This is a genomic window from Burkholderia sp. IO2, assembly GCF_029522185.1.
Lineage (GTDB): Bacteria > Pseudomonadota > Gammaproteobacteria > Burkholderiales > Burkholderiaceae > Burkholderia > Burkholderia cenocepacia.
In genome coordinates this window covers 1-23,461 of the sequence record NZ_JAKWFH010000008.1, presented here as the reverse complement: position 1 = coordinate 23,461, position 23,461 = coordinate 1, and the positions used below count along the sequence as shown (strand labels likewise).

Sequence of the window (23,461 nt, the reverse complement as noted above, 5' to 3'; positions counted from 1 at the left end):
CCGCATGTTGTCCCGATGTGCGTAATACGTTATTGCGCGCAGCCGGGTCGACACGTGTTTTCGTGCGCAGGACAATGACCGCGTGTTGTCGTGACTGGAAAGAAGTGAACCGTGCCGGCCCGTCTCCCGATGTCCTGCCCGACCCGCCCCGCCCGTGTCCGCCCGCTGGTGGCCGGTCTCTGCTCCGTCGCCGCGCTCTACGGCGCGCCCGTCGACGCACAGGAATTCGCGCTGTTCACCGGCCCGCTGTGGGGCGGCGGCCAACGCACGTATTCCTGGGCGTTCGATTACCAGGAAGGCTTGAGCCCGCATACCGCGCTCGGCTTCACGTGGTACAACGAAGGGCACATTCCGAATCATCACCGCGACGGCCAGGCAGTGCAGTTCTGGGGCCGCGTGCCGCTCGCGAACCGCCGCCTGGTGCTGTCGGCCGGCGCGGGCCCGTATCGCTACTTCGACACGGTGCCGGCCGCCGAAGGCCGCGGCTACTCGAATACGCATGGCTGGGGCGTGCTGATGAGCGTGCGCGCCGCGTACTACACGTCGCACCGCTGGATCGCGCAGCTTCAGGTCAACCGCGCGCAGGTGTTCGGCGGGCCCGACACGACGTCGGTGATGTTCGGCGTCGGCTATCAGCTCGATGCGCCCGACACGCCGGGCCCGCGCGACACCGCGTTGCCGCGCACGCGCAAGGTCACGCACAACGAAGTCACGGCGATGCTCGGCGAGACGATTCTGAACAGCCGCTCGTCGCCGTCGACGCTCGGCGGCAGCATCGAATACCGGCGCGGCCTCACGCGTTCGCTCGACTGGACCGCGACGTGGATGTACGAAGGCGCGAAGCAGTCGGTTCGCCGCAACGGCATCGCGTCCGAGCTGTGGCTCACGCGCGCGTTCCTGAACGACAAGGTCACGCTGTCGGCCGGCGCCGGCGCGTATTTCACCGTCAACCAGCGCAACCGCGAAGGCCAGCCGGGCCCGGGTGACGGCCGGTTCTCCGGCATCGTGTCGATCTCGGCCAGTTACCGGATCTCCGACCGCTGGCTCACGCGCGTCACCTGGAACCGCGTGGTCACGCGCTACGACCGCGACACCGACGTGATCCAGGCCGGCGTCGGCTACCGGTTCTAGCCCGGCACCCTCATCAGGCTACCGCCCGCGTCACGCGCGGTAGCCCGGATCGATCCGGTCGACGATACGCTGCAGCGCGTCGAACGCGTCCTGTCCCGCGCCATGCTTCGGATCGAAATTCAGCGAATCGCGCACGCACCCTTCGAGCACTGGCGGCGCGATCGGCAATGCGTCGCCGATCGCATGCGTCGCGACCTGCACCTCGCATGCGCGGTTGAGCAGCCACATCAGCGAAAACGTCTGCGCGAGCGTCGCACCGATCGTCACCGGTCCGTGGTTGCGCAACAGCAGCACGGGCCGCCCGCCCGCACTCCCGACGATGCGCCGGCCTTCCTCGAGATGCACGGTGATGCCTTCGAAGTCGTGATACGCGATCTTCCCGTACAGCTGCGCCGAATAGAAATTCGAGAACGACAGCCCGTCGCGCGAACAGCACACGGCCATCGTCGGCGTCGTGTGCACGTGCATCACGCAGTGCGCATCGGGCAGCGCCGCATGGATCGCGCTGTGGAACGTGAAGCCGGCCGGATTGATCGGCCAGTCGGAATGACCGATCACGTTGCCGTCGATGTCGATCTTCACGAGATTCGACGCGCATACCTCGCGGTAATGGAGCCCGAACGGGTTGATCAGGAAATGACCGTCCTCGCCGGGCACGCGCAACGAGATGTGGTTATAGATCAGCTCGGTCCAGCCCAGATGATCGAAGATGCGGTAGGCGGCCGCGAGCTGCACCCGCGCCTGCCATTCGGCTTCGGAGAAGCGCGCGGGACGCGTGAACGGCTGGTTCGGTACACGTAGCATGAGGAACTCCGGTTGCGAGGGCGCGCGGCCCCGGGCGAATGGCGGCGCGCATCGTCCATCGTGTGCCGGCGCGCGCGGTGCGTACACGCCCGTGCGGCGGCACGCCGTTCGGCGCGTTCCGGCCCGCATGGTGCGAGCGGACCGGCGGCGCCCTCACGATTCACATATCGTTGCGCGCACAACCATATCACCTTTCCCCGCGCACCGGTATCGCGGGTTTTGCCGGAGCCGTTCCCGCCCTTACAACTGGTCGTCGACCGGCAGCAGCGTGAAGATGCCCGTCATCACGTTGCGCAGCAGCCCCGCATGCGGGTCGACGTGATAGGTGGTGGGCTGGCCGCCGTCGGTGCCCGTCCATTCGAGCGCGGGCGGGCTGCCGTCGGTCCGCTTCGCGAGCGTGACGCGGTAGCTTTCGTCCGGCTGCGTCACGCGCGCGAAGATCGCCGCGGCCTGCTGCGCGAGCACCGGGCTGTGGATCACGAGCGCGAGCTCGGTGTTCAGGTACGCGGAACGCGGGTCGAGGTTCAGCGAGCCGATCACGAGGATTTGCCGGTCGATCACGTACGCCTTCGCATGCAGGCTCGCGCGCGAGCGCGAACCGAACAGCCGCGCGGGCTGCTGGTCCGGCTGCGACTTGAACTCGTACAGCTCGACGCCGCGCTGCAGCAACGGCATGCGATACGGCGCATAGCCGGCCTGCACCGCGACCGCGTCGGTCGCCGCGAGCGAATTCGTGACGATCGCGACGCGCACGCCGCGCGCGGTCGTGTCGCCGAGGATCTTCACGCCGGCGTCGTGCGGCACGAAGTACGGCGAGAACGCGAGGAATTCCTTCTGCGCGCCGCGCGTCAGCTCGGCCAGGCGCTGCATCGGCGGGCTCACGTAGGTGCCGGTCGGCCGCGCGACCTTGTCCGGCGCATCGACCTCGAATTCGGCCGGCGCCCACACGAGCTCGAGTTCGTCGCGCGCGATCTGCCGGGCGAGCGGCGTCGCGTTCAGCGGTTTCGCGTTGTACGGATCGGCGTTCTTGCGCCAGTGGTCGCGCAGCTCGTCGCGCATCGCGTCGAGATCCTTCGGATCGAACGTCTGATGATTGAGCACGCGCAACGGATAGCTGCTCGCGCTCGCCCAGTAGTCGTCGAAGCTCTTCGAGATGTCGTTCGTCACCGGGCCGGCCGCGAGCACGTCGAGATCGCGGAACTGCAGCGTCGGGCTCGCGCTGAAGTATTCGTCGCCGAGATTGCGGCCGCCGACGATCGCGATCTGGTTGTCGGCGATCATCGCCTTGTTGTGCATCCGGCGCGTGAAGCTGTCGATCCGCGTGAAGAAGTTGGTCGTGCGCTCGACCATGCCGCGCTGCGACGCGCCGAACGGGTTGAACACGCGGATCTCGATGTTCCGGTGCGTATTCAGCGCGGCCATCACGCGGTCGATATCGTCGAAGTTCAGGTCGTCGACCAGCATCCGCACGCGTACGCCGCGATCGGCCGCGTACAGCGCGGCGCCGAGCAGCAGCTTGCCGGTCGTATCCTCGGTCGCGATGTAGTACTGCATGTCGAGCGTCTTCGTCGCCGCTCGCGCGAGCGCGATGCGCATCTGCAACGCGATGGCGCCGTCGGCCAGCAGCCGGAAGCCCGACTGCCCCGGATGCGCGGCTTCCGGCGCGGCCAGCGCATCGCGCAGCGGCGTCGCGGTATCGGCGGACAACGCGTGGGAGACCGGGCGATCGAGCGAGGTGGCGGGCGGATGCGTCGCGCACGCAGCGAGCGGCAGCAGCGCGCAGACGACCAGCGCGCGGGCCTGGCGGCAGGCGGCGCGCCACGACAGCGCGACCGGTGCGCGCCGGATCAAGGACGTGAGCACGGAAGCTTCCTCGACAGTCGGATCAATGGGCACGTCATCGCCGCGGCGCGCGGCTGACAAGCGGTTCCGGTCGATTCTAGTAGGCGCCCGACGAACCGGTCAATCGCGCGGGCCGCGCAGCCGCACCGCGCGCCGGGCAGGGTGGCGCGCGATGCGCGACCGGCCGCCGCGCGGGCTGCCGCCGTCACTGGTCCGACCAATCTCACGACGTATCGCCGCTGCGTTCGAAATGGCTGCGCACATAGTCGATATGCGTCTGCATCGCGGTGCGCGCCTCCTCGGGCCGCTGCGCGCAGATCGCCTCGCACACGACCCGGTGCTGCAGCAAGAGCAACTCGGATGCCTGCTCGTCCTCCATCGTCATCCCGGCCACGTTGATCGAAATGTGCTCGCGCAACATTCCGATCACGCTCGTATGCAGGTGCAGGAACATCGTGTTGTGCGACGCGAGCGCGATCGCCTCGTGCAGCTTCGCGTCGGTCGCGGCCTCGACGGCCGCGTCGTCGTTCGCGTGCGCGGTTTCGAGCTCGCGCAGCAGCGCGCGGATCCGGCGCCGGTCGTTCGCATCGGCCCGCAGCGCGGCGAAATAGGCGGTCGCCCCTTCCAGCACGCGGCGGAATTCGAGGATGTCGTCGCGCAGCGCCGGATGATCGGCGACCAGCTGGCCCCACGGCGACGCGATGCCGGCGCGCAACTGGTCCGTCGCGTAGACGCCCGCGCCGCGCCGGCTCTGCAGCAGCCCGCGCGCGACGAGCCGCTGGGTCGCCTCGCGCACCGTATTGCGCGCGACGCCGTACTGCTGCGCGAGCACGCGCTCGGCCGGCAGCCGCGCGCCGGCCGGCCACGTGCCGTCGAGCAGCGCCGTCTCGATCTTGCGCATCACCACTTCGGTCCGGCCCCGTGCCGTCATCGCTGCCATCGTCGCGTCTCCCCGCGGAATGCGTGCCGCGCCGATTGGCCCAACCAATTTGAGCTACGGCGCGGACGCGGGAATTATGCAGCGAAATCGACGCTCCGCATGCCGGGCCGTCGCCTTTGGAGCGAGACATGAACCCAAGGCCGTACCCCACCGCCCCCGCGCACGTCTATCTGTTCGCGACCTGCCTGGTCGACCTGTTCGTCCCCGAAGCGGGACTCGACGCGGTCCGCCTGCTGGAACGCGAGGGCCTGACGGTCCACTATCCACGCGGCCAGAGCTGCTGCGGGCAACCGGCCTACAGCAGCGGCAACCCCGACGAAGCGCGCCGCGTCGCGGCCGCGCAGCTCGACCTGTTCGCGCAACCGTGGCCGGTGATCGTGCCGTCCGGCTCGTGCGCGGGCATGATCCGGCACCACTGGCCGGCGCTGTTCGCCGACGATCCCGTTCACGGCCCGAAGGCGCGCGCGATCGCGGAGCGGACCTACGAACTCGCCGAATTCCTCGTCCACGTGCTCGACGTACGGCTCGACGCGATCGCGGCCGGCGCCGGGCCCGACGAACGCGTCGTGCTGCACACGTCGTGCGCGGCGCGGCGCGAGATGGGCACGCGCGTGCACGGCGTCGCGCTCGTCGACGCGCTGCCGGGTGTGACGCGCATCGAACACGAACGCGAATCCGAATGCTGCGGCTTCGGCGGCACGTTCTCGCTGAAGCATCCGGACATCTCCGGCGCGATGGTGCGCGACAAGGTCGCGTCGGCCTGCGCGACCGGCTGCGACCGGCTCGTGTCCGCCGACTGCGGCTGCCTGCTGAACATCGGCCACGCCGCGGCCAAGGCCGGCGCGCCGCTGCCGGTCGAACATCTCGCGAGCTTCCTGTGGCGCCGCACGGCCGGCGCCGGCTCGCTGCGCGGAGAATCGCAATGAGCGCGCGCGACGCGATCCTCGCGCGGCTGCGCGCGGCCGCCCCGGATGTCGCGACGAACGCGGCCGCTGCACTCGACGCGCGCATCGACACACACTACGCGGCACGGCGTACGCGGGTCGCGCCCGATCCTCTGGCACTCGCGCAGACGATGCAGACCGCGCTCGCCGCCTCGCACGCGGACGTCTGGTGCGCGAGCGCCGACGCATGGCCCGCGCAGCTGGCCGCGCGGCTCGCCGACGCCGGCGTGCGCCGCCTGCTGCTCGACCCGGCCCGCGCCGAATCCGCGGCGCTCGCCCGCGCGCTGCCCGAGACGGTCGCACCCGTACCGTTCGACCGGCCGATCGACGCATGGAAGGCCGAACTGTTCGACACGATCGACGCCGGCTTCACCGTCGCGCGCTCGGGCATCGCGGCCACCGGCACCGTCGTGCTCGCGCCCGATGCCGGCACGCCGCGCACGGTGTCGCTGGTGCCGCCGCTGCACATCGCGCTCGTTCACGCGAACACGGTGCATGCGGACCTGCACGCCGCCGTGCACGCGGAACGCTGGCAAGCCGGCATGCCGACCAATCTCGTGCTGGTATCGGGCCCGTCGAAGACGTCCGACATCCAGCAGACGCTCGCCTATGGCGCACACGGCCCGCGCCGCCTGTGGGTCGTGATCGTCACCGATTCGGCCGCGCCGCCGGCCGCCCCCGCCTGCGAGGACCTGCCGCGATGAGCAACCACCCGCTGCAATTCGTCGCCCCCGGCGACTTCAAGACCCGTGCGCGCGCCGCGCTCGACGATCCGGCGCTGCGCCAGAGCTTTCGCGGCGCGATGGACTTCCTGCAGGGCAAGCGTGCGACGCAGTTCCCCGACGACACCGAGCTGCAACGGTTGCGCGATCTCGGCGAAGCCGTGCGGCAGCATGCGCTCGCGCAACTGCCCGTGCTGCTCGAACGGCTGGAGACGAAGCTCACCGAAGCCGGCGTGCACGTGCACTGGGCCGAGACCGCCGCCGACGCGAACGCGATCGTGCTCGGCATCGCGCAGGCAAAGAAGGCGCGCCGCGTGATCAAGGGCAAGTCGATGGCGAGCGAGGAAATCGAGCTGAACCATTACCTCGCGGAGCACGGCGTCGACTGCATCGAATCCGACATGGGCGAATTCATCGTGCAGCTCGCGGGCGAAAAGCCGTCGCATATCGTGATGCCGGCGATCCACAAGACCCGCGGCGACATCGCCGAACTGTTCGCGGCGCACCTGCCCGGCACGCGCTACACGGAAGACGTCGACGAACTGATCCAGACCGGCCGGCGCGCGCTGCGCCGTGCGTTCGCCGAAGCCGACATCGGCCTGTCGGGCGTGAACTTCGCGGCCGCCGACACGGGCACGCTGTGGCTCGTCGAGAACGAAGGCAACGGCCGCCTGTCGACGACGGTGCCCGACACGCACGTGGCGATCATGGGAATCGAGAAGGTCGTCGAGAAGCTCGAGCACATCGTGCCGCTGTCGAGCCTGCTCACGCGCTCGGCCACCGGCCAGGCGATCACGACCTACTTCAACCTGATCTCCGGCCCGCGCCGCGACGGCGAACGCGACGGCCCGCGCGAGCTGCATCTCGTGCTGCTCGACAACGGCCGCACGCAGGCGTACGCGGACGAACAACTGCGCGCGACGCTGCAGTGCATCCGCTGCGGCGCGTGCATGAATCACTGCCCCGTCTATACGCGCATCGGCGGCCACGCGTATGGCACGACCTACCCGGGCCCGATCGGCAAGATCATCTCGCCGCACCTGCTCGGCCTCGACGCGACGGCCGACCTGCCGACCGCGTCGACGCTGTGCGGCGCCTGCGGCGAGGTGTGCCCGGTGCGGATCCCGATCCCGCAACTGCTCGTGCGGCTGCGCACCGAAGCGAACCGCAAGCCCGACGAGCCGGTCGCGCATCCGTTGCGCGGCCAGGGCGCGAACTACCACCGCGCGGAAGAACTCGTGTGGCGCTTCTGGTCGGGTGCGTTCGCGCATCCGCGTGCGTACCGCGCCTTCCGCTGGACCGCGACGCGCCTGCGCGCGCTGACGCCCGCGAAACAGATGGGCTGGACGCAGCACCGCACGCCGCTCGAACCGGCGCCGCGCAGCCTGTCCGACCTGCTGCGCGCACGCGGCCAGCCCGAATAGCACCCGCTTTCAAACCCGTACCCCGATAAATCCATGGAGGAGACACCCATGCAGGTTTGGCACCAGATCTACACCCCGCTCGGCAGCCTCGGGCTGTCGGCGTTCGTCGCCGCGATTCCGATCATCTTCTTTTTCGTCGCGCTGGCCGCGCTGCGGATGAAGGGCCACGTCGCGGCCGCGATCACGCTGCTGCTGTCGCTCGGCGTCGCGATTCTCGCGTACGGGATGCCCGTGCCGCAGGCGCTCGCGGCCGCCGGCTTCGGCTTCGCGTACGGCCTGTGGCCGATCGCGTGGATCATCGTCGCGGCCGTGTTCCTGTACAAGATCGTCGTGAAGACCGGCCAGTTCGACATCATCCGCGCGTCCGTGCTGTCGATCACCGACGACCAGCGCCTGCAAATGCTGCTGATCGGCTTCTCGTTCGGCGCGTTCCTCGAAGGCGCGGCCGGCTTCGGCGCGCCCGTCGCGATCACCGCCGCGCTGCTCGTCGGCCTCGGCTTCAAGCCGCTGCACGCGGCCGGGCTGTGCCTGATCGCGAACACCGCGCCGGTCGCGTTCGGCGCGATGGGCATCCCGATCATCGTCGCCGGGCAGGTGACGGGCATCGATGCGTTCCACATCGGCGCGATGGCCGGCCGCCAGTTGCCGCTGCTGTCGCTCGCGGTGCCGTTCTGGCTCGTGTTCATGATGGACGGGCTGCGCGGCGTGCGGCAGACCTGGCCGGCCGCGCTCGTGGCGGGCGGCAGCTTCGCGGTGACGCAGTACTTCACGTCGAACCACATCGGGCCCGAGCTGCCGGACATCACGTCGTCGCTCGTCAGCCTCGTCGCGCTCGCCGCGTTCCTGAAGGTCTGGCAGCCGAGCCGCGCGAAGCAGACGGCGGGCGGCATCGTCGCGTCCGGCGGCGGTGCGGCGCTCGCGGGGTTCGGTACAGGCGGCAACGGCTCCGGCACGAGCCGCCAGCCGTCGCCGTACACGCTCGCGCAGACCGTGCGCGCGTGGTCGCCGTTCCTGATCCTGACGGCCGTCGTCACCGTGTGGAGCATCGCACCGTTCAAGGCGCTGTTCGCCGCGCACGGCGCGCTCGCGTCGACCGTGCTGAAATTTCACGTGGCCGGGCTCGACCAGCTCGTCGTGAAGACCGCGCCGATCGCCGCGACGCCGAAGGCGCTCGACGCGGTGCTGAAGATCGATCTCGTGTCGGCGGTCGGCAGCGCGATTCTCGTGACCGCGCTGATCTCGATGGCGCTGTTGCGGATGAAGCCGCGCGACGCCTGCGTCACGTTCGGCGAGACGCTGAAGGAACTGACGCGCCCGATCCTGTCGATCGGCCTCGTGCTCGCGTTCGCGTTCGTCGCGAACTACTCGGGGATGTCGTCGACGCTCGCGCTGATGCTAGCCGGGACCGGCGCCGCGTTCCCGTTCTTCTCGCCGTTCCTCGGCTGGCTCGGCGTGTTCCTGACCGGCTCGGACACGTCGTCGAACGCGCTGTTCTGCTCGCTGCAGCAGGCCACCGCCCATCAGCTCGGCGTGCCGGAGACGCTCGCGGTCGCCGCGAACACGACGGGCGGCGTGACCGCGAAGATGATCTCGCCGCAATCGATCGCGGTCGCGTGCGCGGCGACGGGCCTCGTCGGCAAGGAATCCGAGCTGTTCCGCTTCACGGTGCGGCACAGCCTGCTGTTCGCGGTGATCGTCGGGCTGATCACGCTCGTGCAGGCGTACGTGCTGCCGGGGATGGTGCCGTAAGCGGCGCGCAGGCACGGCCCGAAACAAAACCCCACGCCCGAACCACGAGCGTGGGGTTTTTCATGTCGCTTGCCGATCGCCGGCGCGAACGGCCGGCGCTCCGCCGCGCGATCAGCTGCCCTTCGCGATGCGATCCTGGATGTGCTGCGCGCGGCTCGCCGACGACGGGTGCGAGCTCATCATCGAGCTCTGGCCGCCGTCCATCTGCGCGAGCTTCTGGAAGCCGGTGACGAGGCCCTTCTGGCTCATGCCCTTCTGCTTCATCAGGTCGAACGAGTAGTCGTCGGCCGCGCTTTCCTGCGACTGCGAGAACTGCGCGTTGATGAACTTCTCGGTGATGTCGCCGAGCTGCGAGCTCGACAGTGCCGCCACGCCCGGCGAGGCCGCGCCGGCCGCGCTGCGCGCCGCGCTCACCGCGTATGCGGTCTGCATCGCCTTCTTCGAGTGGCCGAGTGCGACGTGGCCCATTTCATGGCCGATCACGCCGCGCAGCTCGTCGTCGTTCATCATGTCCATCAGGCCGCTGTACACGCGCACGCAGCCGTTGCCCATCGCCCACGCGTTGACGTCCTTGGTCAGGTAGACCTTGTAGTTGATCTTCTGGCCGTTCAGCGTCATGTCGCCGAAGCCCTTCATCACCTTCGTCAGGCGCTTCGCGTAGGCGCTGTTCGCCGGCGCGATCTTCGATTCGGCGTCGCTCGACTTGCACGATTCGTTCGACAGCGCGGCGATGTCGCTGTCCGACAGCGTCGCTGCCTTGTACAGGTTGGTCCCCGCCGACGTCAGGCTGTTCGCGTCAAGGCTCTGTACCCCGCCGCATGCGCTCAACAGAAACGCCACGCCACACGCCGCCACCGCTTTCTTGAGTTGCATCCCGGAATCCCTCGATAGTTGTATTTGGGAGCGGCGATTTTGCATAATCCGGCAGAAAATTACCAGATGTTTACATCGGATGACACGTTCATTACTCGGTGGATTGACATGACGCGGCGATCCGGCACCGGATTGGCGACGAAAAGCAGGGTAATCGCCGCACGCGGGGCGGCGACCGCGAAGGAAACGGCCGGCTCTTCGCTCAGGCCGTCTGGTCGTGCCGCCGCGTCAGACGCCGGGCGACCAGCATCGGCAGCCGCATCGCGAAGCCGGCGAACAGGCGCAGGTGCATCCACGCGAGCAGCGCGTTGTCGCGGCCGTAGTGAAAGTGCGACACGCCGCCTTCGTCCCGGCCGAAATAGCGCACCGGCGCGTCGATGCGGATCGGCCGCACGCCGGCCCAGCACAGCCGCACGGCGGCTTCGGGATCGAAGTCGAAGCCGCGCATCCACGGCTGGCGCCGCATGATCGCCGCCAGCGGCGCGACCGGATACACGCGAAAACCGTACAGCGAATCGCCGATCCCGGCCCACAGCGTCTCGAGGTCGGCCCACGCGTTCGACAGCCGGCGCCCCTGCACGCGCAACTGCGGCGCGCTCGCGTCGAACTTCGGCACGCCGAGCACCATCGCATCGGGCGCGGCCTGCGATGCCGCCATGAAGGCGGGAATCAGGTCGGCCGGATGCTGGCCGTCGGAATCCATCGTCAGCACGTGCGTGAAGCCGCTCGCGGCCGCCGCGTCGAGCCCCGCGAGCACCGCGGCGCCCTTGCCGCGATTCTCCGGCAGCACGATCACGCGCAAGCCGGGATCGCGCTCGGCCATCGCCTGCAGCCGTTCGGCGCTGCCGTCGGTGCTGCCGTCGACGACGACCCACACCGGGTTCCACTGCGCGCGCGCATGGCGCACGGTCGTGTCGACCTTGGCGCCCGGGTTGTAGCTCGGAATCAGGACGAGATGAGTGGGCGACGCGTGCAGCTTGAACATGGAAACAGCCGATGACGAAGACGGGGATCCTGACAAAAGTGTATGACCGGCCGACGAACGCCGGCACGCTTCGTCGACCCCGGCCGCCTGCCCGACCGGTGGCCGGATCGTGAGGCTCTCGCGCTTCATGACAGCCACTCCATCGCATGACCGGCGCTGGCCTCGATCTCGACCAGCAGGTCGTCGCGGCACACGTCCGCATGCACGAACAGCGGCCGCACGTGAGGACCGGCGGCCTCGCGCAGCACGCGGCCGATCGCGGCCAGCGCCGCGGGGTCGCCTGCATCGCGCACGTAGACGCGATAGCCGAGGTCCGCGAGCGAGAACGGGCCGTGCCCCTGCCGCGCGGCCTGCTCGAGCACCGCCGCGAGGTTCGCGACCGTCTCGCGCGTCTGCGCGACGACGTCGCCGCGATGCACGGTGCGGTGCCCGACGATGCTCGCGGTGCCCGAGACGAACAGCACCGGCGTCGCGTCGCCGTCGGCCCACGCGGCGGCGCGCGCGAACGTCGGCGCGCGCGGGCCGTACTGCGCCGGATAGTGATAGGCGCTCACCTGGCGCGGATTCTCGATGGAATCGGCCGGCGTGCGGCTCGCGAGGAAATGGATCGCGAGCGGCGCGGCCGGCGACGCATCGCCGGCGACCGGCACGACCGAGCCGAGCGCGCACGCGGCCGGCACGCCGCCCGTCAGTGCGCGGCGGCACGCGTCGAACGCCTGCTGACGGCCGATATTGAACTGACGATAGCGCTCGATCCCGAACTGCACCGCATTGATTGCCGGCACGGTGTTCCAGATCCGCAGCGGATGCGGCATGCCCAGCGTATCGAGCAGCTCGAACAGCGCGCGGTACGCGTCGAACGTCGCGCGTTCGAGCGGCGTGCCGCCGTCGCGCGGCGCGTCGTCCGCCGCATCCGTCTCGTGCACGACGAGGCTGCCGAACACGAGCCCCGCCGCTTCGCTGTAGCGGTAATGCAGCGCACCGCGCCGTTCGCTGCGCAGGTCGTGCGCATCGCATTGCCACACTTCGCAGACCGCATCGTCCGGTGCGACGTCGGCGCCGAGCAGCGCCATCTGTACCGGTGCGACCGGCAGGCCGGGCGCGGCATCGGTCAGCATCCGCGCCATGGCGGCCGCGCGCGATGCGTCCGGTGTTCCCGCCGCGCCGATGCACACCGCGCCCAGCGCGCCGGGAAACACGCGATCGAATCCGTCATCCCGGCCGCGCGCATCGTGCAGCAGCGCGACGAGCCTCGCATGGCTCGCCTGGACGAGCCGCAGCGCGCGGCCGCCGCCGTGCGCGAACGGCGCGGCCGCAGGCGCGGCGGCGGGCAACATCGGACACGGACGCCGTTCGGCGTCGACTGGATGCACGGACACTTCGATTTCCTCACGATGCGGCACGGGCCGCGCGATCACGCGGCCCTGCACCGCGTTGCGTTACGTCAGGCCCACGCGGCGCGCTTCGTCATGCGAGCCCGCCGTTGACGGACAACACCTGCCCCGTCACATAGGCCGCGGCGTCGGACACGAGATACGCGACCATCGCCGCGACTTCGTCGGGCCGGCCCGCGCGCTGCGCGGGCACGAGCTGCTTGATGCGTTCGGCGGGAAACGCCTGTTCGGCCATCGGCGACGCGATGATGCCCGGCGCCACCGCGTTCACGGTGATGCCGCGCGACGCGAGCTCCAGCGACAGCGACTTCGTCGCGCCGATCAGCCCCGCCTTCGCGGCCGCGTAGTTGGCCTGCCCGCGATTGCCCGTCACGCCGGCCACCGATGCGATGTTGACGATCCGTCCGCGCCGCGTGCGGATCATCGGCAGCAGCAACGGCTGCGTGACGTTGAAAAAGCCGTTGAGCGTCACGTCGATCACGCTGTGCCATTGCCGGCGCGACATGCCGGCCATCGGCGCGTCGTCGTGGATGCCAGCGTTGTTGACGAGGATCTGCACCGGCGCATCGTCGATGAACGGCTGCAGCGCGGCGAGCGTCGCGTCGGCGTCGGTCACGTCGAACGCGATCGCGTGCGCGGCGCCGCCGGCCGCGACGATCTGCTGCGCGACCGCCTCCGCCTGCGCGAGATGGCGGTTCGCATGCACCCACACTTCATGGCCGGCCTGCGCGAGCGCCGTGCAGATCGCCTGCCCCAGCACACCGCTGCCGCCCGTCACGAGCGCCCGCATCGCCTTGCTCCGTTCATCGCGTTTTCCCCTCGATCGATGCCGTCGCGCATCGTCCGCCGAGCGACGCCGTCACTTCGTGCGATGCGCGGCGACGTAGGCAGCCAGCGCACCGAGCGTCGCAAAGATCGTCTGGTTGTCCGGATTGTCCGAGCGCAGTTCGAAGCCGTATTTCTTCGAGATCAGCAGCGCGATTTCCAGGATGTCGATGGAGTCGAGCCCGAAACCTTCGCCATACAGCGGGGTGTCGGCCGTCACTGTTTCGAGCGGGACGTCTTCGAGATTCAGTTCGCCGATGATCAGCGTGGCGAGCTCTTGTTCCAGTGCGTTCATCATGCGTGCGGGCAGGCGGCCCATGGCAGCGGGAGGCGCCCGGAAACGGCAACCGTCGTGCACGCCCGGCGCGTGCAAATCTCCGTCCCTCCGGCGTCTGCCGGCTTCCCCGCCTGCGTCATGTGGGGATCGTTTGTAAAAGTTACGCGGATTCTAGACGATGGGTATCGGGTCGTATACCGCGAATGGTTACAGACTCGCTAGCCGGCGCCGCGGCCCGTTGCGCACGGGAATGGACGAGACGCTTGAGCCGCTTTGGGTGGAAATGGACCGACCCCGCGAAACCGTTCGCCCGGTGCCATACAATCGGTTACAAAACCCGGTCGCGGGCGGCCCGAAGCCGCCCCGCCGCGGCCCTAAAATGAGCGTGCCCGACCATCGGCCCGGACTCGCGTCCCGGCCGCCATTCATATGATGTTTGACGGCCCGACCCCGCGTCCGGCCACGATCCGCCCGATGTTTCCAGTGATGCCGCGTCCGCCCTTGCGCCCCGTTCCGGTTCGCCCGCCCGTCAGCCGCCGCAGCCCGGCCGCCGGCCGGTGCGCGCGCCGTGCGCCCGGAGGCCGTCGATGAGCCGGCTGCTGCCCGTCGTGCGCGGCGTCGCAGCGGTCGGCGCCGTGGCCGCGTACCAGATTGGCGCGCACTACGCGAGCGCGACACCGGGCGCGCACGGCGTCGGCCTCGCGATGGCGCTCGTGCCGCCGCTGCTGCTCGCGCTCGGCGTGGCGCTGCGCTCGCCGCGGCGCGCGTGGCTCGTGCCGGCATGGCTGCTGGCCGCCGCCGCGTTGTGGGCCGCGCGCGCGCCGCTCGCTCAGCACTTCGAATGGGGCCTGTATCTTGAGCACGCGAGCTTCAACGTCGCGATGGCGCTGCTGTTCGGCCGCACGCTCGTGGCCGGCGACGTGCCGCTGTGCACCCGCTTCGCCGCGATGATCCACGGCACCGTCACGCCGGCCGTCGCGCGCTACACGCGCCGGATCACGCTCGCGTGGACGCTGTTCTTCGTCGCGACCGCCGCCGTGTCGACGCTGCTGTTCGCGACCGCGCCGATCGTCACGTGGTCGACTTTCGCGAACTACCTGTCGCTGCCGCTCGTCGCCGTGATGTTCGCCGCCGAGCATGCGTGCCGACGTGTCGCGCTGCCGCACGAGCCGCGGCCGCGAATGGTCGACGCGGTGCGCGCGTATCGCGCGTCGACCCACGCATCGCAGGCCTCGCGATGAATTCATGACCGGCGCGGCTCCATGGCCGCGCCGGCCTTCGTTCCCGTCTTGACCGATTTATGCCGACTCACCCGCTGGTATTCCATTCCTCGCCCGACCAGACGATTGCCTGGCGCGACGGCTCGCCCGTCACCGTGCGCGCGTTCGTCGCCGACGTCGCGCGCGTGGCCGCCGCGCTGCCCGCCGGCGGCCACGTGTTCAACGTGTGCCGCGACCGCTATCGCTTCGCGGTCAGCCTGTGCGCGGCGCTCGTCGCCGGCAAGATCAGCCTGCTGCCGTCGACGCACACGCCGGAAATGGTCCGCCAGCTCGCGTCGTTCGCGCCCGATGCGTTCTGCCTGCACGATGCGCCCGACTGCGCGATCGACCTGCCGCGCTTCGCGTATCCCGACGCCGCGCCGGGCGAACCGGCGGCCGATGCGCCGTTCGCCGTCCCGCAAATCGACGCGGCGCGGATCATGGCCTACGTGTTCACGTCCGGCTCGACCGGCGCGCCGGTGCCGCACCGCAAGACCTGGGGCTTCCTGGTCGGCTGCGTGCGCGCGGCGGCCGAGCGGCTCGGGCTGCTCGACGGCCGTGCGGCGACGCTGATCGGCACGGTGCCCGCGCAACACATGTACGGTTTCGAGTCGACGGTGCTGCTCGCGCTGATCGGCGGCCTCGCGTTCAGCAACCGCCAGCCGTTCTACCCGAGCGACATTCGCGACGAACTCGACGCGCTCCCGCAGCCGCGCGTGCTCGTCACGTCGCCGATCCACCTGCGCGCGCTGCTGTCCGCCGGCCATGCGCTGCCGCGCGCGGCGCTGGTGCTGTCGGCCACCGCGCCGCTGTCGGAAAAGCTCGCGTGCGAAGCCGAGGCCGCGCTCGACGCGCCGCTCGTCGAGATCTACGGCAGCACCGAGACCGGTCAGATCGCGACCCGTCGCACGTCGCAAGGCGCGGCGTGGGAACGGTTCCCGGACATCCGGCTCGATGCCCGCGACGCACCGGACGGCGACGACAGCGGGCCGACCGTGTGGGTATCGGGCGGGCACGTCGAGGCGCCCGTGCCGATGGGCGATGCGCTCGAACTGCTCGGCGACGGCCGGTTCCTGCTGCACGGCCGCAAGGCCGACCTCGTCAACATCGCCGGCAAGCGCACGTCGCTCGCGTACCTGAACCATCAGCTCAACGCGATCGCGGAGGTGGTCGACGGCGTGTTCTTCATGCCGGACGAAGCCGCGCCGGCGCACGGCGACACCGCCCTCGAGCCGGTCACGCGGCTCGTCGCGCTGGTCGTCGCGCCGACGCTCTCGGCCGCCGATCTGCAACGCGCGCTGCGCGAGCGGATCGATCCGGCGTTCATGCCGCGCCCGCTCGTGTTCGTCGATGCGCTGCCGCGCAACGAAACGGGCAAGCTGCCGCGCGACGTGCTGGCGGCGCTCGTGGCGCAACATGCGCGTGCCGCGGGCGCGACGCCCACGCCGCCTGCCGGACGCGGCCCGGCCCGCACGCCCTCGTCCGCGCTCGCGTTCACGATTGCCGCCGATCACCCCGCGCTGCCCGGCCACTTCCCCGGCCATCCGGTCGTGCCGGGCGTCGTGCTGCTCGATCACGCGATCCACATGATCGGCGCGGCGATGAACCGTCCGCTGCATGCGTGGCGGCTCGGGTCCGCGAAATTCCTGAGCCCGGTCGCGCCCGGCGAACCGCTCGATCTCGCGTACGACGCGGCGGCCAGCGGCGCGATCCGTTTCACGGTGCGCACCGGGTCGCGCGAGGTCGCGACCGGCGTGCTGTCAGCACCACCGTCCGTGCAGGATGGCGCGCAGCCATGAAGCGCACCGCATGGGCCGAACGCCAGGAGCGCAGCAACGCGGGCTTGCTGCGCGTGATGACGTGGATCTCGCTGCGCTTCGGCCGGCCGCGCGCGCGTATCGTGCTGCACCTGATCGCGACGTATTTCGTGCTGTTCTCGCCGGCCGCGTGCGCGGCGTCGCGCGACTACCTGCGCCGCGTGCTCGGGCGCCCCGCGCGCTGGCGCGACGTCTATCGGCACGTGTTCACGTTCGCGGCGACGATCCACGATCGCGTGTATCTGATGAACGGGCGCTTCGACCTGTTCGACATCCGGCTGCACGGCGAAACGCTCGTCGACGATGCGCTCGCGGGCGGACGTGGCGCGTTCCTGATGGGCGCGCATCTCGGCAGCTTCGAAGTCGTGCGCGCGATCGGCCGCACGCATCCGGACCTGCGCGTGGTCGTCACGATGTACGAGAAGAACGCGCGCAAGATCAACGCGACGCTCGCGGCGGTGAACCCGGCCGCGCAGCCGGAGGTGATTCCGCTCGGCCAGGTCGACTCGATGCTGAAGGTACGCGAGCGCCTCGACGCGAACTGCATGGTCGGCATGCTCGCCGACCGCACGCTGCTCGACGACGCGGCCGCGTCGCTGCGGCGCGTGCCGCTGCTCGGCGCGCCGGCCGCGTTCCCGCTCGGGCCGCTTTACATGGCCGCGATGCTGAAGCGCCCGGTGATCTTCATGACGGGCCTCTATCGCGACGGCAACCGCTACGATGTGCACTTCGAGACGCTCGCCGATTTCTCCGACGTGCGGCGCGATGCGCGCGCGGCGGCGGTCGACGCGGCGCTCGCGCGCTACGTCGCGCTGCTCGACCGGTACTGCCGCGCGGCGCCGTACAACTGGTTCAACTATTTCGATTTCTGGCAAGGCGGCGATGCCGTGGCCGCAACCGCGCGCCGCGAGGCGGCGCACGCCGGCGCCGACCTGCCCGCCACGAGGGATTCCGACGCATGACCGCCGTTCGCCGCTGCCTGCTCCCGTTTTCGTCGCCCCGCATCGCCGGTGTTATCCGCGTGGTCGCCGCCACCGCCGCCGCGATCGCGCTGGCCGTGCCCGCGCACGCGGCCGATACCGGAACGGCCTGGACCCTCGACCGGCTGATGTCGACGCTCGCGCAGCACAAGTCGGGCCGCGCGACCTTCACCGAGACGAAGACCCTGTCGATCGCCACGCAGCCGATCGAATCGTCGGGCGAACTGGTGTTCGTCGCGCCGGATCATCTGGAAAAGCACACGCTGCGCCCGACGCCCGAACACCTCGTCGTCGACGGCGACATGCTCACCGTCGAGCGCAACAACCGCAAATACACGCTCGCGCTCGCGCGCTATCCGGAACTCGGCGCGTTCATCGACAGCATCCGCGCGACGCTCGCCGGCAACCGCTTCGCGCTCGAACAGGTGTACAAGGTCGCCCTTGCCGGACGCGGCGACGACTGGACGCTGACGCTCACGCCGCTCGACTCGCGGATGCTGAAGGTCGTCAGCACGATCACGCTCGACGGCACGCGCGACGTGTTGCGCAGCGTCGCGATCCGGCAGGCCGACGGCGATCGTTCGGTGATGCGCCTGCAACCCGTCGCGGCGCACGCGAACTGATGGACGATCGTACGCGCCCCTCGCCCGTCACGCGTCGCCCACCCGCGTGGCGGCAGCGCGCGGTGCTCGTGTGGCTGCTCGCGCTCGTCGCGTGCGGCGTCGCGATCGGGCGCGCGCAGTTCACGGCCGACCTGTCCGCGTTCCTGCCGAATGCGCCGAGCGCCGGGCAGCGCGTGCTCGTCGACCAGTTGCGCGACGGCATCGTGTCGCGCCTGATCCTCGTCGCGATCGACGGCGGCGATGCCGGCACGCGCGCCGCGCTGTCGCGGCGCGTCGCCGGCACGCTGCGCACCGATCCGCGGTTCGCGGCCGTGCACAACGGCGAAGCCGCGAACGACGCGCGCGACCGGCAATTCGTCTTCGCTCATCGCTACCTGCTGAGCCCGGCCGTCACGCCGCAGCGCTTCAGCGCCGACGGCCTGCACCAGGCGCTCGGCGACAGCCTCGACCTGCTGAGTTCGTCGGCCGGCCTCGTCGCGAAGGCGATGCTGCCGCGCGACCCGACCGGCGAAGTCGCCGCGCTCGTCGACGGGCTCGACAGCGCGGCCGAACCGGCGAGCCGCGACGGCGTGTGGGCGTCGCGCGACGGCACGCGCGCGGTGCTGGTCGTGCAGACGGCCGCCGCCGGCTCCGATACCGATGCGCAGGCCCGCGCGATCGACGCCGTGCGCCGCGCGTTCGCGGCCGCGACGCAGGCCGTGCCGAATGCGGCCGGCACCACGCTCGCGATGACCGGCCCCGGCGTGTTCTCGGTCGACACGCGGGACACGATCCGGCACGACGTCGAGCGGCTGTCGACGGCGAGCGTCGTGCTGATCGTCGCGCTGCTGCTCACGCTGTACCGGTCGCCGCGCACGCTCGCGCTCGGCCTGCTGCCGGTGCTGACGGGCGTCGCGGCCGGGATCGCGGCGGTCAGCATCGCGTTCGGCACGGTCCACGGGCTGACGCTCGGGTTCGGTACGACGCTGATCGGCGAAGCCGTCGACTATTCGATCTACCTGTTCGTGCAATCGGCGCAGGCCGGCACGCGCGGCACGGCACACCCGGCCGACGCGACGCGCGCGTGGGTCGCCGCGTACTGGCCGACGATCCGGCTCGGCGTGCTGACGTCGGTGTGCGGGTTCGCGTCGATGCTGTTCTCCGGCTTCCCGGGCCTCGTGCAGCTCGGGCTGTATTCGATCGTCGGCCTGACGGCCGCCGCGCTCGTCACGCGCTTCGTGCTGCCGCACCTGCGCGGCGAGCATGTCGCGATCCGCGACGTCTCGCGCGTCGGCGCCGTGCTCGCGCGCGCGGCCGACGCCGCGCCGCGGCTGCGCTGGCCGCTCGCGGTGCTCGTGGTCGCCGCCTGCGCGACGCTCGCGCTGCATCGCGACGGCCTGTGGAGCCGCGAGCTCGCCGCGCTCAGCCCCGTACCGGCACCGGCGCAGGCGCTCGACGCCCGGCTGCGCGCCGACGTCGGCGCGCCCGACGTGCGCTACCTCGTCGTGATTACCGCGCCGACCGAACAGGCCGCACTAGAAGGCGCGGAAAAAGTGGCCGCGCAATTGCAGCCGCTCGTCGAGCGCGGCACGCTCGGCGGTTTCGACAATCCGGCCCGCTACCTGCCGAGCGACGCCGCGCAGCGCGCCCGCCAGGCGAGCCTGCCGGATGCGAACACGCTTGCCGCGCGGATGCGTGATGCCGTCGCGCACCAGCCGATCGCGGTGAAGCCCGACCTGTTCGCGCCGTTCCTCACCGACGTCGACGCCGCGCGTCACGCGCCGCTGCTGACGCGCGCGGACCTGCACGGCACGTCGATGGCGCTCGCCGTCGACGCGCTGCTGACCGAACGCGACGGCCGCTGGAGCGCGATGCTGCCGCTGCGTGCGCCGGACGCCGCACGCACCGCGCAACCGGCGTCGAGCCTCGATGCGACGCCGATTCGCGCCGCCGTCGCGCGCGCGGGCGTGCCCGATGCGCTGTTCGTCGACATGAAGGCCGAAGCCGATCGCCTGTACGTGAGCTACGTGCACGAGGACATCCGGCTGTCGCTCGCGGGGTTCGCCGCGATCGCCGTGCTGCTGCTGATCGCGCTGCGCTCGCCGCGCCGCGCCGCGCGCGCCCTTGCGCCACTCGTCGCGGCCGTGCTGGTCGTGACGGCCGGCTTCGCGCTCGCCGGCGTGCAACTGACGATCCTGCACCTGGTCGGGATGCTGCTGATCGTCGCGGTCGGCTCGAACTACGCGCTGTTCTTCTGCCGGCGCGCGGATGCGCAGCCCGTCACGCCGTACACGCTGGTATCGCTGCTGATCGCGAACCTCGCGACGGTCGCCGGCTTCGGGCTGCTCGCGCTGTCGCGCGTGCCGCTGCTCGAAACCTTCGGGCTGACCGTCGGCCCCGGCGCGATGCTCGCGCTCGCGTTCGCGGCGATTCTCGCGCCGCGCGCCGCGGCGACGATCGGTCATGGCGAACGCGGAGGCCGCGCATGAACGCGTCGTCGTCCATGCCGCCGCGCCACGCCGGCGACGCACGCCGCTGGAAGCCGACGCCGCTGATCGCGGGCGCCGCGGCACTGCACGCGGGCGCGGCCGCCGCCGTGGTCGCGCAACCGGCCACGTGGCCGTGGGCCGTCGGTGGCGCGGTCGCATCGCATCTCGCGCTGACCGCGGCGGGCCTGTGGCCGCGCAGCACGCTGCTCGGCCCGAACTGGACGCGCCTGCCGGCCGGCGCGGGCCGCCGCATCGCGCTGACGATCGACGACGGCCCGGACCCGGACGTCACACCGCGCGTGCTCGACCTGCTCGACCGTTACGACGCGCGTGCGACGTTCTTCTGCATCGGCGATCTCGCGCGCCGCCATCCGCGGTGGATCGAGGCGATCGTCGCGCGTGGTCACGCGGTGGAGAACCACAGTCAGCGGCACCGCCATACGTTCTCGCTGTCGGGGCCGGCCGCGCTGCGGCGCGAGATCGCGGCCGCGCAGCAGACGCTGACCGACATCGCCGGCACGCGCCCGCTGTTCTTCCGCGCGCCGGCCGGCCTGCGCAATCCGTTTCTCGAACCGGTGCTGTGCGAATTCGGGCTGCAACTGGCGAGCTGGACGCGGCGCGGCTTCGACACGCGGGCGCGCGACGCCGCGACCGTCACGCGCCGCCTGCTGCACGGCCTCGAGGCGCGCGACATCCTGCTGGTCCACGACGGTCATGCCGCACGCGATGCGCGCGGCGAACCGGTCGTGCTCGACGTGCTGCACGCGGTGCTGCGCGCGGCCGCCGACGCGCAGTTGCACTGGACCACGTTGCGCGCGGCGCTCGCGCCTGAACCGCCCGAACCGCCCGGCCAGCCGCGCGTGCCGGCACCCCCGTTTGATAAAATCTGACCGCGAACGGCGCGCCTGCCAGCTCTGCTGCGGCGCCCGTTCCGGCCACCGGATGCGACCCTCGTGAACCCTCTCCTGCTCTCGCACTTCACCGCCACCAGCTGCATCGGCCGCGGCCTCGACGCGACCCTCGATGCGCTGCGCCGCGCCCGCGGCGGGCTCGTGCCGTGCAACTTCGAGCGCGCGGATCTCGACACGTGGATCGGCGCGGTGGACGGCGTCGATGCGCACCCCGTGCGCGCCGATCTCGCCGACTTCGAATGCCGCAACAACCGCCTCGCGCAACTCGGCCTGACGCAGGACGGCTTCGACGCCCGCGTCGCGGCGGCCGCCGCGCGCTACGGCGCCGCACGCATCGGCGTATTCGTCGGCACGAGCACGGCCGGCATCCTCGAAACCGAACGTGCGTACCAGCGCCGCGATCCGGCGAGCGGCGCGCTGCCGGCCGATTTCCGCTATGCGCACACGCACAACCCGTATTCGCCGGCCGCGTTCGTGCGCGCGTATTTCGCGCTGCGCGGGCCGGCGATGGCGATCTCGTCCGCGTGTTCGTCCGGCGCGAAGGCGTTCGGCTCCGCGCGCCGCATGATCGAGGCCGGGCTGATCGACGCGGCCGTCGTCGGCGGCGTCGATTCGCTGTGCCTGACGACGCTGTACGGCTTCAATTCGCTCGAACTGCTGTCGCGCCGGCCATGCCGGCCGTTCGACACGGCACGCGACGGCATCTCGATCGGCGAGGCCGCCGCGTTCGCGCTCGTCGAACGTGTGCCCGACCCGCCCGCTGCGCTCGACGACGACGCGATCCTGCTGCTCGGCATCGGCGAATCGAGCGATGCGCATCACATGTCGTCGCCGCATCCGGAAGGGCTCGGCGCGCGCGCCGCGATCGAGCAGGCGCTCGCATCCGCCGGCCTCGGCGCGCACGATATCGACTACGTGAACCTGCACGGCACCGCGACCCCGAGCAACGATGCAGCGGAAAGCCGCGCGCTCGGCGCGCTGTTCGCCCGCACGCCGTGCAGCTCGACGAAGGGCGCGACCGGCCACACGCTGGGCGCGGCCGGTGCGCTGGAGGCGATCGTCGCCGCGCTCGCGCTGCAGGAGCAGTTCGTGCCGGCCGGCGTCAACACGACGCAGCCCGACCCGGCGCTCGTCGCCGACTACGTGCTCGCGAGCCGCGACACGCGCGTGCGCGCCGTCCTCTCCAATTCGTTCGGCTTCGGCGGCACGAATTGCAGCCTGATCCTCGGCCGCGCCCGGCACGTGGCCGGTCGCGCCCGCCGTTGAGGCCCGCCATGACACTCACCGCGTTCATCGAGAGCATCGGCCTCGTCGGGCCGGGATTGACCGACTGGCCGCACGCGGCCGACGTGCTCGCGGGCCGCGCGCCCTACGCGGCCGCCCGCACCGAACTGCCGCCGCCCGCCGGGCTGCCGTCCGCCGAGCGGCGTCGCACGGGCCCCGTCGTGCGCGCCGCGCTCGCGGTCGGCCACGCGGCGGTGGCCGCGAGCGGC

General features: G+C 70.9%; 20 protein-coding genes and 1 pseudogene. 13 read left to right on the top strand and 8 right to left on the bottom strand.

Annotated elements, in window-relative coordinates; translation table 11 throughout:
* The first annotated feature begins 129 nt into the window (after positions 1-129).
* Positions 130-1,131 (top strand): hypothetical protein, encoded by a 1,002-nt coding sequence (locus MMB92_RS06875; protein WP_080323518.1) that lies wholly within the window; start codon positions 130-132, stop codon positions 1,129-1,131.
* Positions 1,132-1,161: 30 nt separating this feature from the next.
* Here MMB92_RS06875 and MMB92_RS06870 read toward each other — a convergent pair whose 3' ends face one another.
* The 3 genes from MMB92_RS06870 to MMB92_RS06860 form a co-directional block, all read right to left on the bottom strand.
* Positions 1,162-1,935 carry a class II aldolase/adducin family protein gene (locus MMB92_RS06870; RefSeq protein ID WP_060214814.1) on the bottom strand — a complete coding sequence of 258 codons (774 nt, stop codon included), beginning with the start codon at positions 1,933-1,935 and terminating at the stop codon, positions 1,162-1,164.
* A 240-nt stretch (positions 1,936-2,175) separates the two neighbouring features.
* The gene (locus MMB92_RS06865; RefSeq protein WP_060263657.1) at positions 2,176-3,798 is read right to left on the bottom strand and encodes a phospholipase D family protein; all 1,623 of its coding nucleotides are present in this window, start codon (positions 3,796-3,798) and stop codon (positions 2,176-2,178) included.
* 202 nt (positions 3,799-4,000) lie between these two features.
* Positions 4,001-4,717 carry a FadR/GntR family transcriptional regulator gene (locus MMB92_RS06860; RefSeq protein WP_012492411.1) on the bottom strand — a complete coding sequence of 239 codons (717 nt, stop codon included), beginning with the start codon at positions 4,715-4,717 and terminating at the stop codon, positions 4,001-4,003.
* A gap of 128 nt (positions 4,718-4,845) precedes the next feature.
* On the opposite strand from MMB92_RS06860, the gene MMB92_RS06855 reads away from it, so the two are divergent.
* Genes MMB92_RS06855 through MMB92_RS06840 form a run of 4 tightly spaced genes read left to right on the top strand, consistent with a single transcriptional unit; the run spans position 4,846 to position 9,556 of the window.
* On the top strand, positions 4,846-5,643 hold the full coding sequence (locus MMB92_RS06855; protein WP_059720727.1) for a (Fe-S)-binding protein: 798 nt from the start codon (positions 4,846-4,848) through the stop codon (positions 5,641-5,643).
* Complete coding sequence (locus tag MMB92_RS06850; protein ID WP_124675356.1) at positions 5,640-6,365, top strand: lactate utilization protein C; 726 nt, start codon at positions 5,640-5,642, stop codon at positions 6,363-6,365. Before MMB92_RS06855 ends, MMB92_RS06850 begins: the two co-directional genes overlap by 4 nt.
* On the top strand, positions 6,362-7,807 hold the full coding sequence (locus MMB92_RS06845; RefSeq protein ID WP_006488727.1) for a LutB/LldF family L-lactate oxidation iron-sulfur protein: 1,446 nt from the start codon (positions 6,362-6,364) through the stop codon (positions 7,805-7,807). The genes MMB92_RS06850 and MMB92_RS06845 overlap by 4 nt, the downstream gene beginning before the upstream one ends.
* A gap of 48 nt (positions 7,808-7,855) precedes the next feature.
* Entirely contained in the window at positions 7,856-9,556 is a 1,701-nt protein-coding gene (locus MMB92_RS06840) for a lactate permease LctP family transporter (RefSeq protein WP_006488730.1), read from the top strand.
* Positions 9,557-9,667: 111 nt separating this feature from the next.
* On the opposite strand, the gene MMB92_RS06835 is transcribed toward MMB92_RS06840, so the two are convergent.
* The 5 genes from MMB92_RS06835 to MMB92_RS06815 form a co-directional block, all read right to left on the bottom strand.
* Positions 9,668-10,429, bottom strand: a complete 762-nt coding sequence (locus tag MMB92_RS06835) for a M48 family metalloprotease (protein WP_006477817.1) — start codon at positions 10,427-10,429, stop codon at positions 9,668-9,670.
* A 202-nt stretch (positions 10,430-10,631) separates the two neighbouring features.
* Positions 10,632-11,414 (bottom strand): glycosyltransferase family 2 protein, encoded by a 783-nt coding sequence (locus MMB92_RS06830; RefSeq protein ID WP_059720728.1) that lies wholly within the window; start codon positions 11,412-11,414, stop codon positions 10,632-10,634.
* A gap of 125 nt (positions 11,415-11,539) precedes the next feature.
* Positions 11,540-12,844: an endoribonuclease L-PSP gene (locus tag MMB92_RS06825; protein WP_205672598.1), complete on the bottom strand. Its 1,305-nt coding sequence runs from the start codon at positions 12,842-12,844 to the stop codon at positions 11,540-11,542.
* Between the two features lie 37 nt (positions 12,845-12,881).
* On the bottom strand, positions 12,882-13,598 hold the full coding sequence (fabG, locus tag MMB92_RS06820; RefSeq protein WP_006497407.1) for a 3-oxoacyl-ACP reductase FabG: 717 nt from the start codon (positions 13,596-13,598) through the stop codon (positions 12,882-12,884).
* A gap of 69 nt (positions 13,599-13,667) precedes the next feature.
* Complete coding sequence (locus tag MMB92_RS06815; RefSeq protein WP_006490634.1) at positions 13,668-13,952, bottom strand: phosphopantetheine-binding protein; 285 nt, start codon at positions 13,950-13,952, stop codon at positions 13,668-13,670.
* Between the two features lie 545 nt (positions 13,953-14,497).
* On the opposite strand from MMB92_RS06815, the gene MMB92_RS06810 reads away from it, so the two are divergent.
* The 8 genes and pseudogenes from MMB92_RS06810 to MMB92_RS06775 all read left to right on the top strand — a co-directional run.
* Positions 14,498-15,151, top strand: coding sequence for a hypothetical protein (locus MMB92_RS06810; protein WP_212126196.1), 654 nt, complete (start codon positions 14,498-14,500; stop codon positions 15,149-15,151).
* A 59-nt stretch (positions 15,152-15,210) separates the two neighbouring features.
* Positions 15,211-16,968 carry an acyl-CoA synthetase family protein gene (locus MMB92_RS06805; protein WP_277562611.1) on the top strand — a complete coding sequence of 586 codons (1,758 nt, stop codon included), beginning with the start codon at positions 15,211-15,213 and terminating at the stop codon, positions 16,966-16,968.
* Positions 16,965-17,948 carry an acyl-CoA synthetase gene (locus MMB92_RS06800; protein ID WP_006497410.1) on the top strand — a complete coding sequence of 328 codons (984 nt, stop codon included), beginning with the start codon at positions 16,965-16,967 and terminating at the stop codon, positions 17,946-17,948. The genes MMB92_RS06805 and MMB92_RS06800 overlap by 4 nt, the downstream gene beginning before the upstream one ends.
* Positions 17,945-18,589 (top strand): outer membrane lipoprotein carrier protein LolA, encoded by a 645-nt coding sequence (locus MMB92_RS06795; RefSeq protein WP_034201364.1) that lies wholly within the window; start codon positions 17,945-17,947, stop codon positions 18,587-18,589. The genes MMB92_RS06800 and MMB92_RS06795 overlap by 4 nt, the downstream gene beginning before the upstream one ends.
* On the top strand, positions 18,589-21,057 hold the full coding sequence (locus tag MMB92_RS06790) for an MMPL family transporter (RefSeq protein ID WP_212136527.1): 2,469 nt from the start codon (positions 18,589-18,591) through the stop codon (positions 21,055-21,057). Before MMB92_RS06795 ends, MMB92_RS06790 begins: the two co-directional genes overlap by 1 nt.
* The gene (locus tag MMB92_RS06785) at positions 21,054-21,947 is read left to right on the top strand and encodes a polysaccharide deacetylase family protein (RefSeq protein WP_006497413.1); all 894 of its coding nucleotides are present in this window, start codon (positions 21,054-21,056) and stop codon (positions 21,945-21,947) included. The genes MMB92_RS06790 and MMB92_RS06785 overlap by 4 nt, the downstream gene beginning before the upstream one ends.
* Before the next feature lie 63 nt (positions 21,948-22,010).
* Positions 22,011-23,234 (top strand): beta-ketoacyl-[acyl-carrier-protein] synthase family protein, encoded by a 1,224-nt coding sequence (locus MMB92_RS06780; RefSeq protein ID WP_006497414.1) that lies wholly within the window; start codon positions 22,011-22,013, stop codon positions 23,232-23,234.
* An 8-nt stretch (positions 23,235-23,242) separates the two neighbouring features.
* Positions 23,243-23,461 (top strand): annotated as a pseudogene (locus tag MMB92_RS06775) (3-oxoacyl-ACP synthase); the annotation flags it as partial.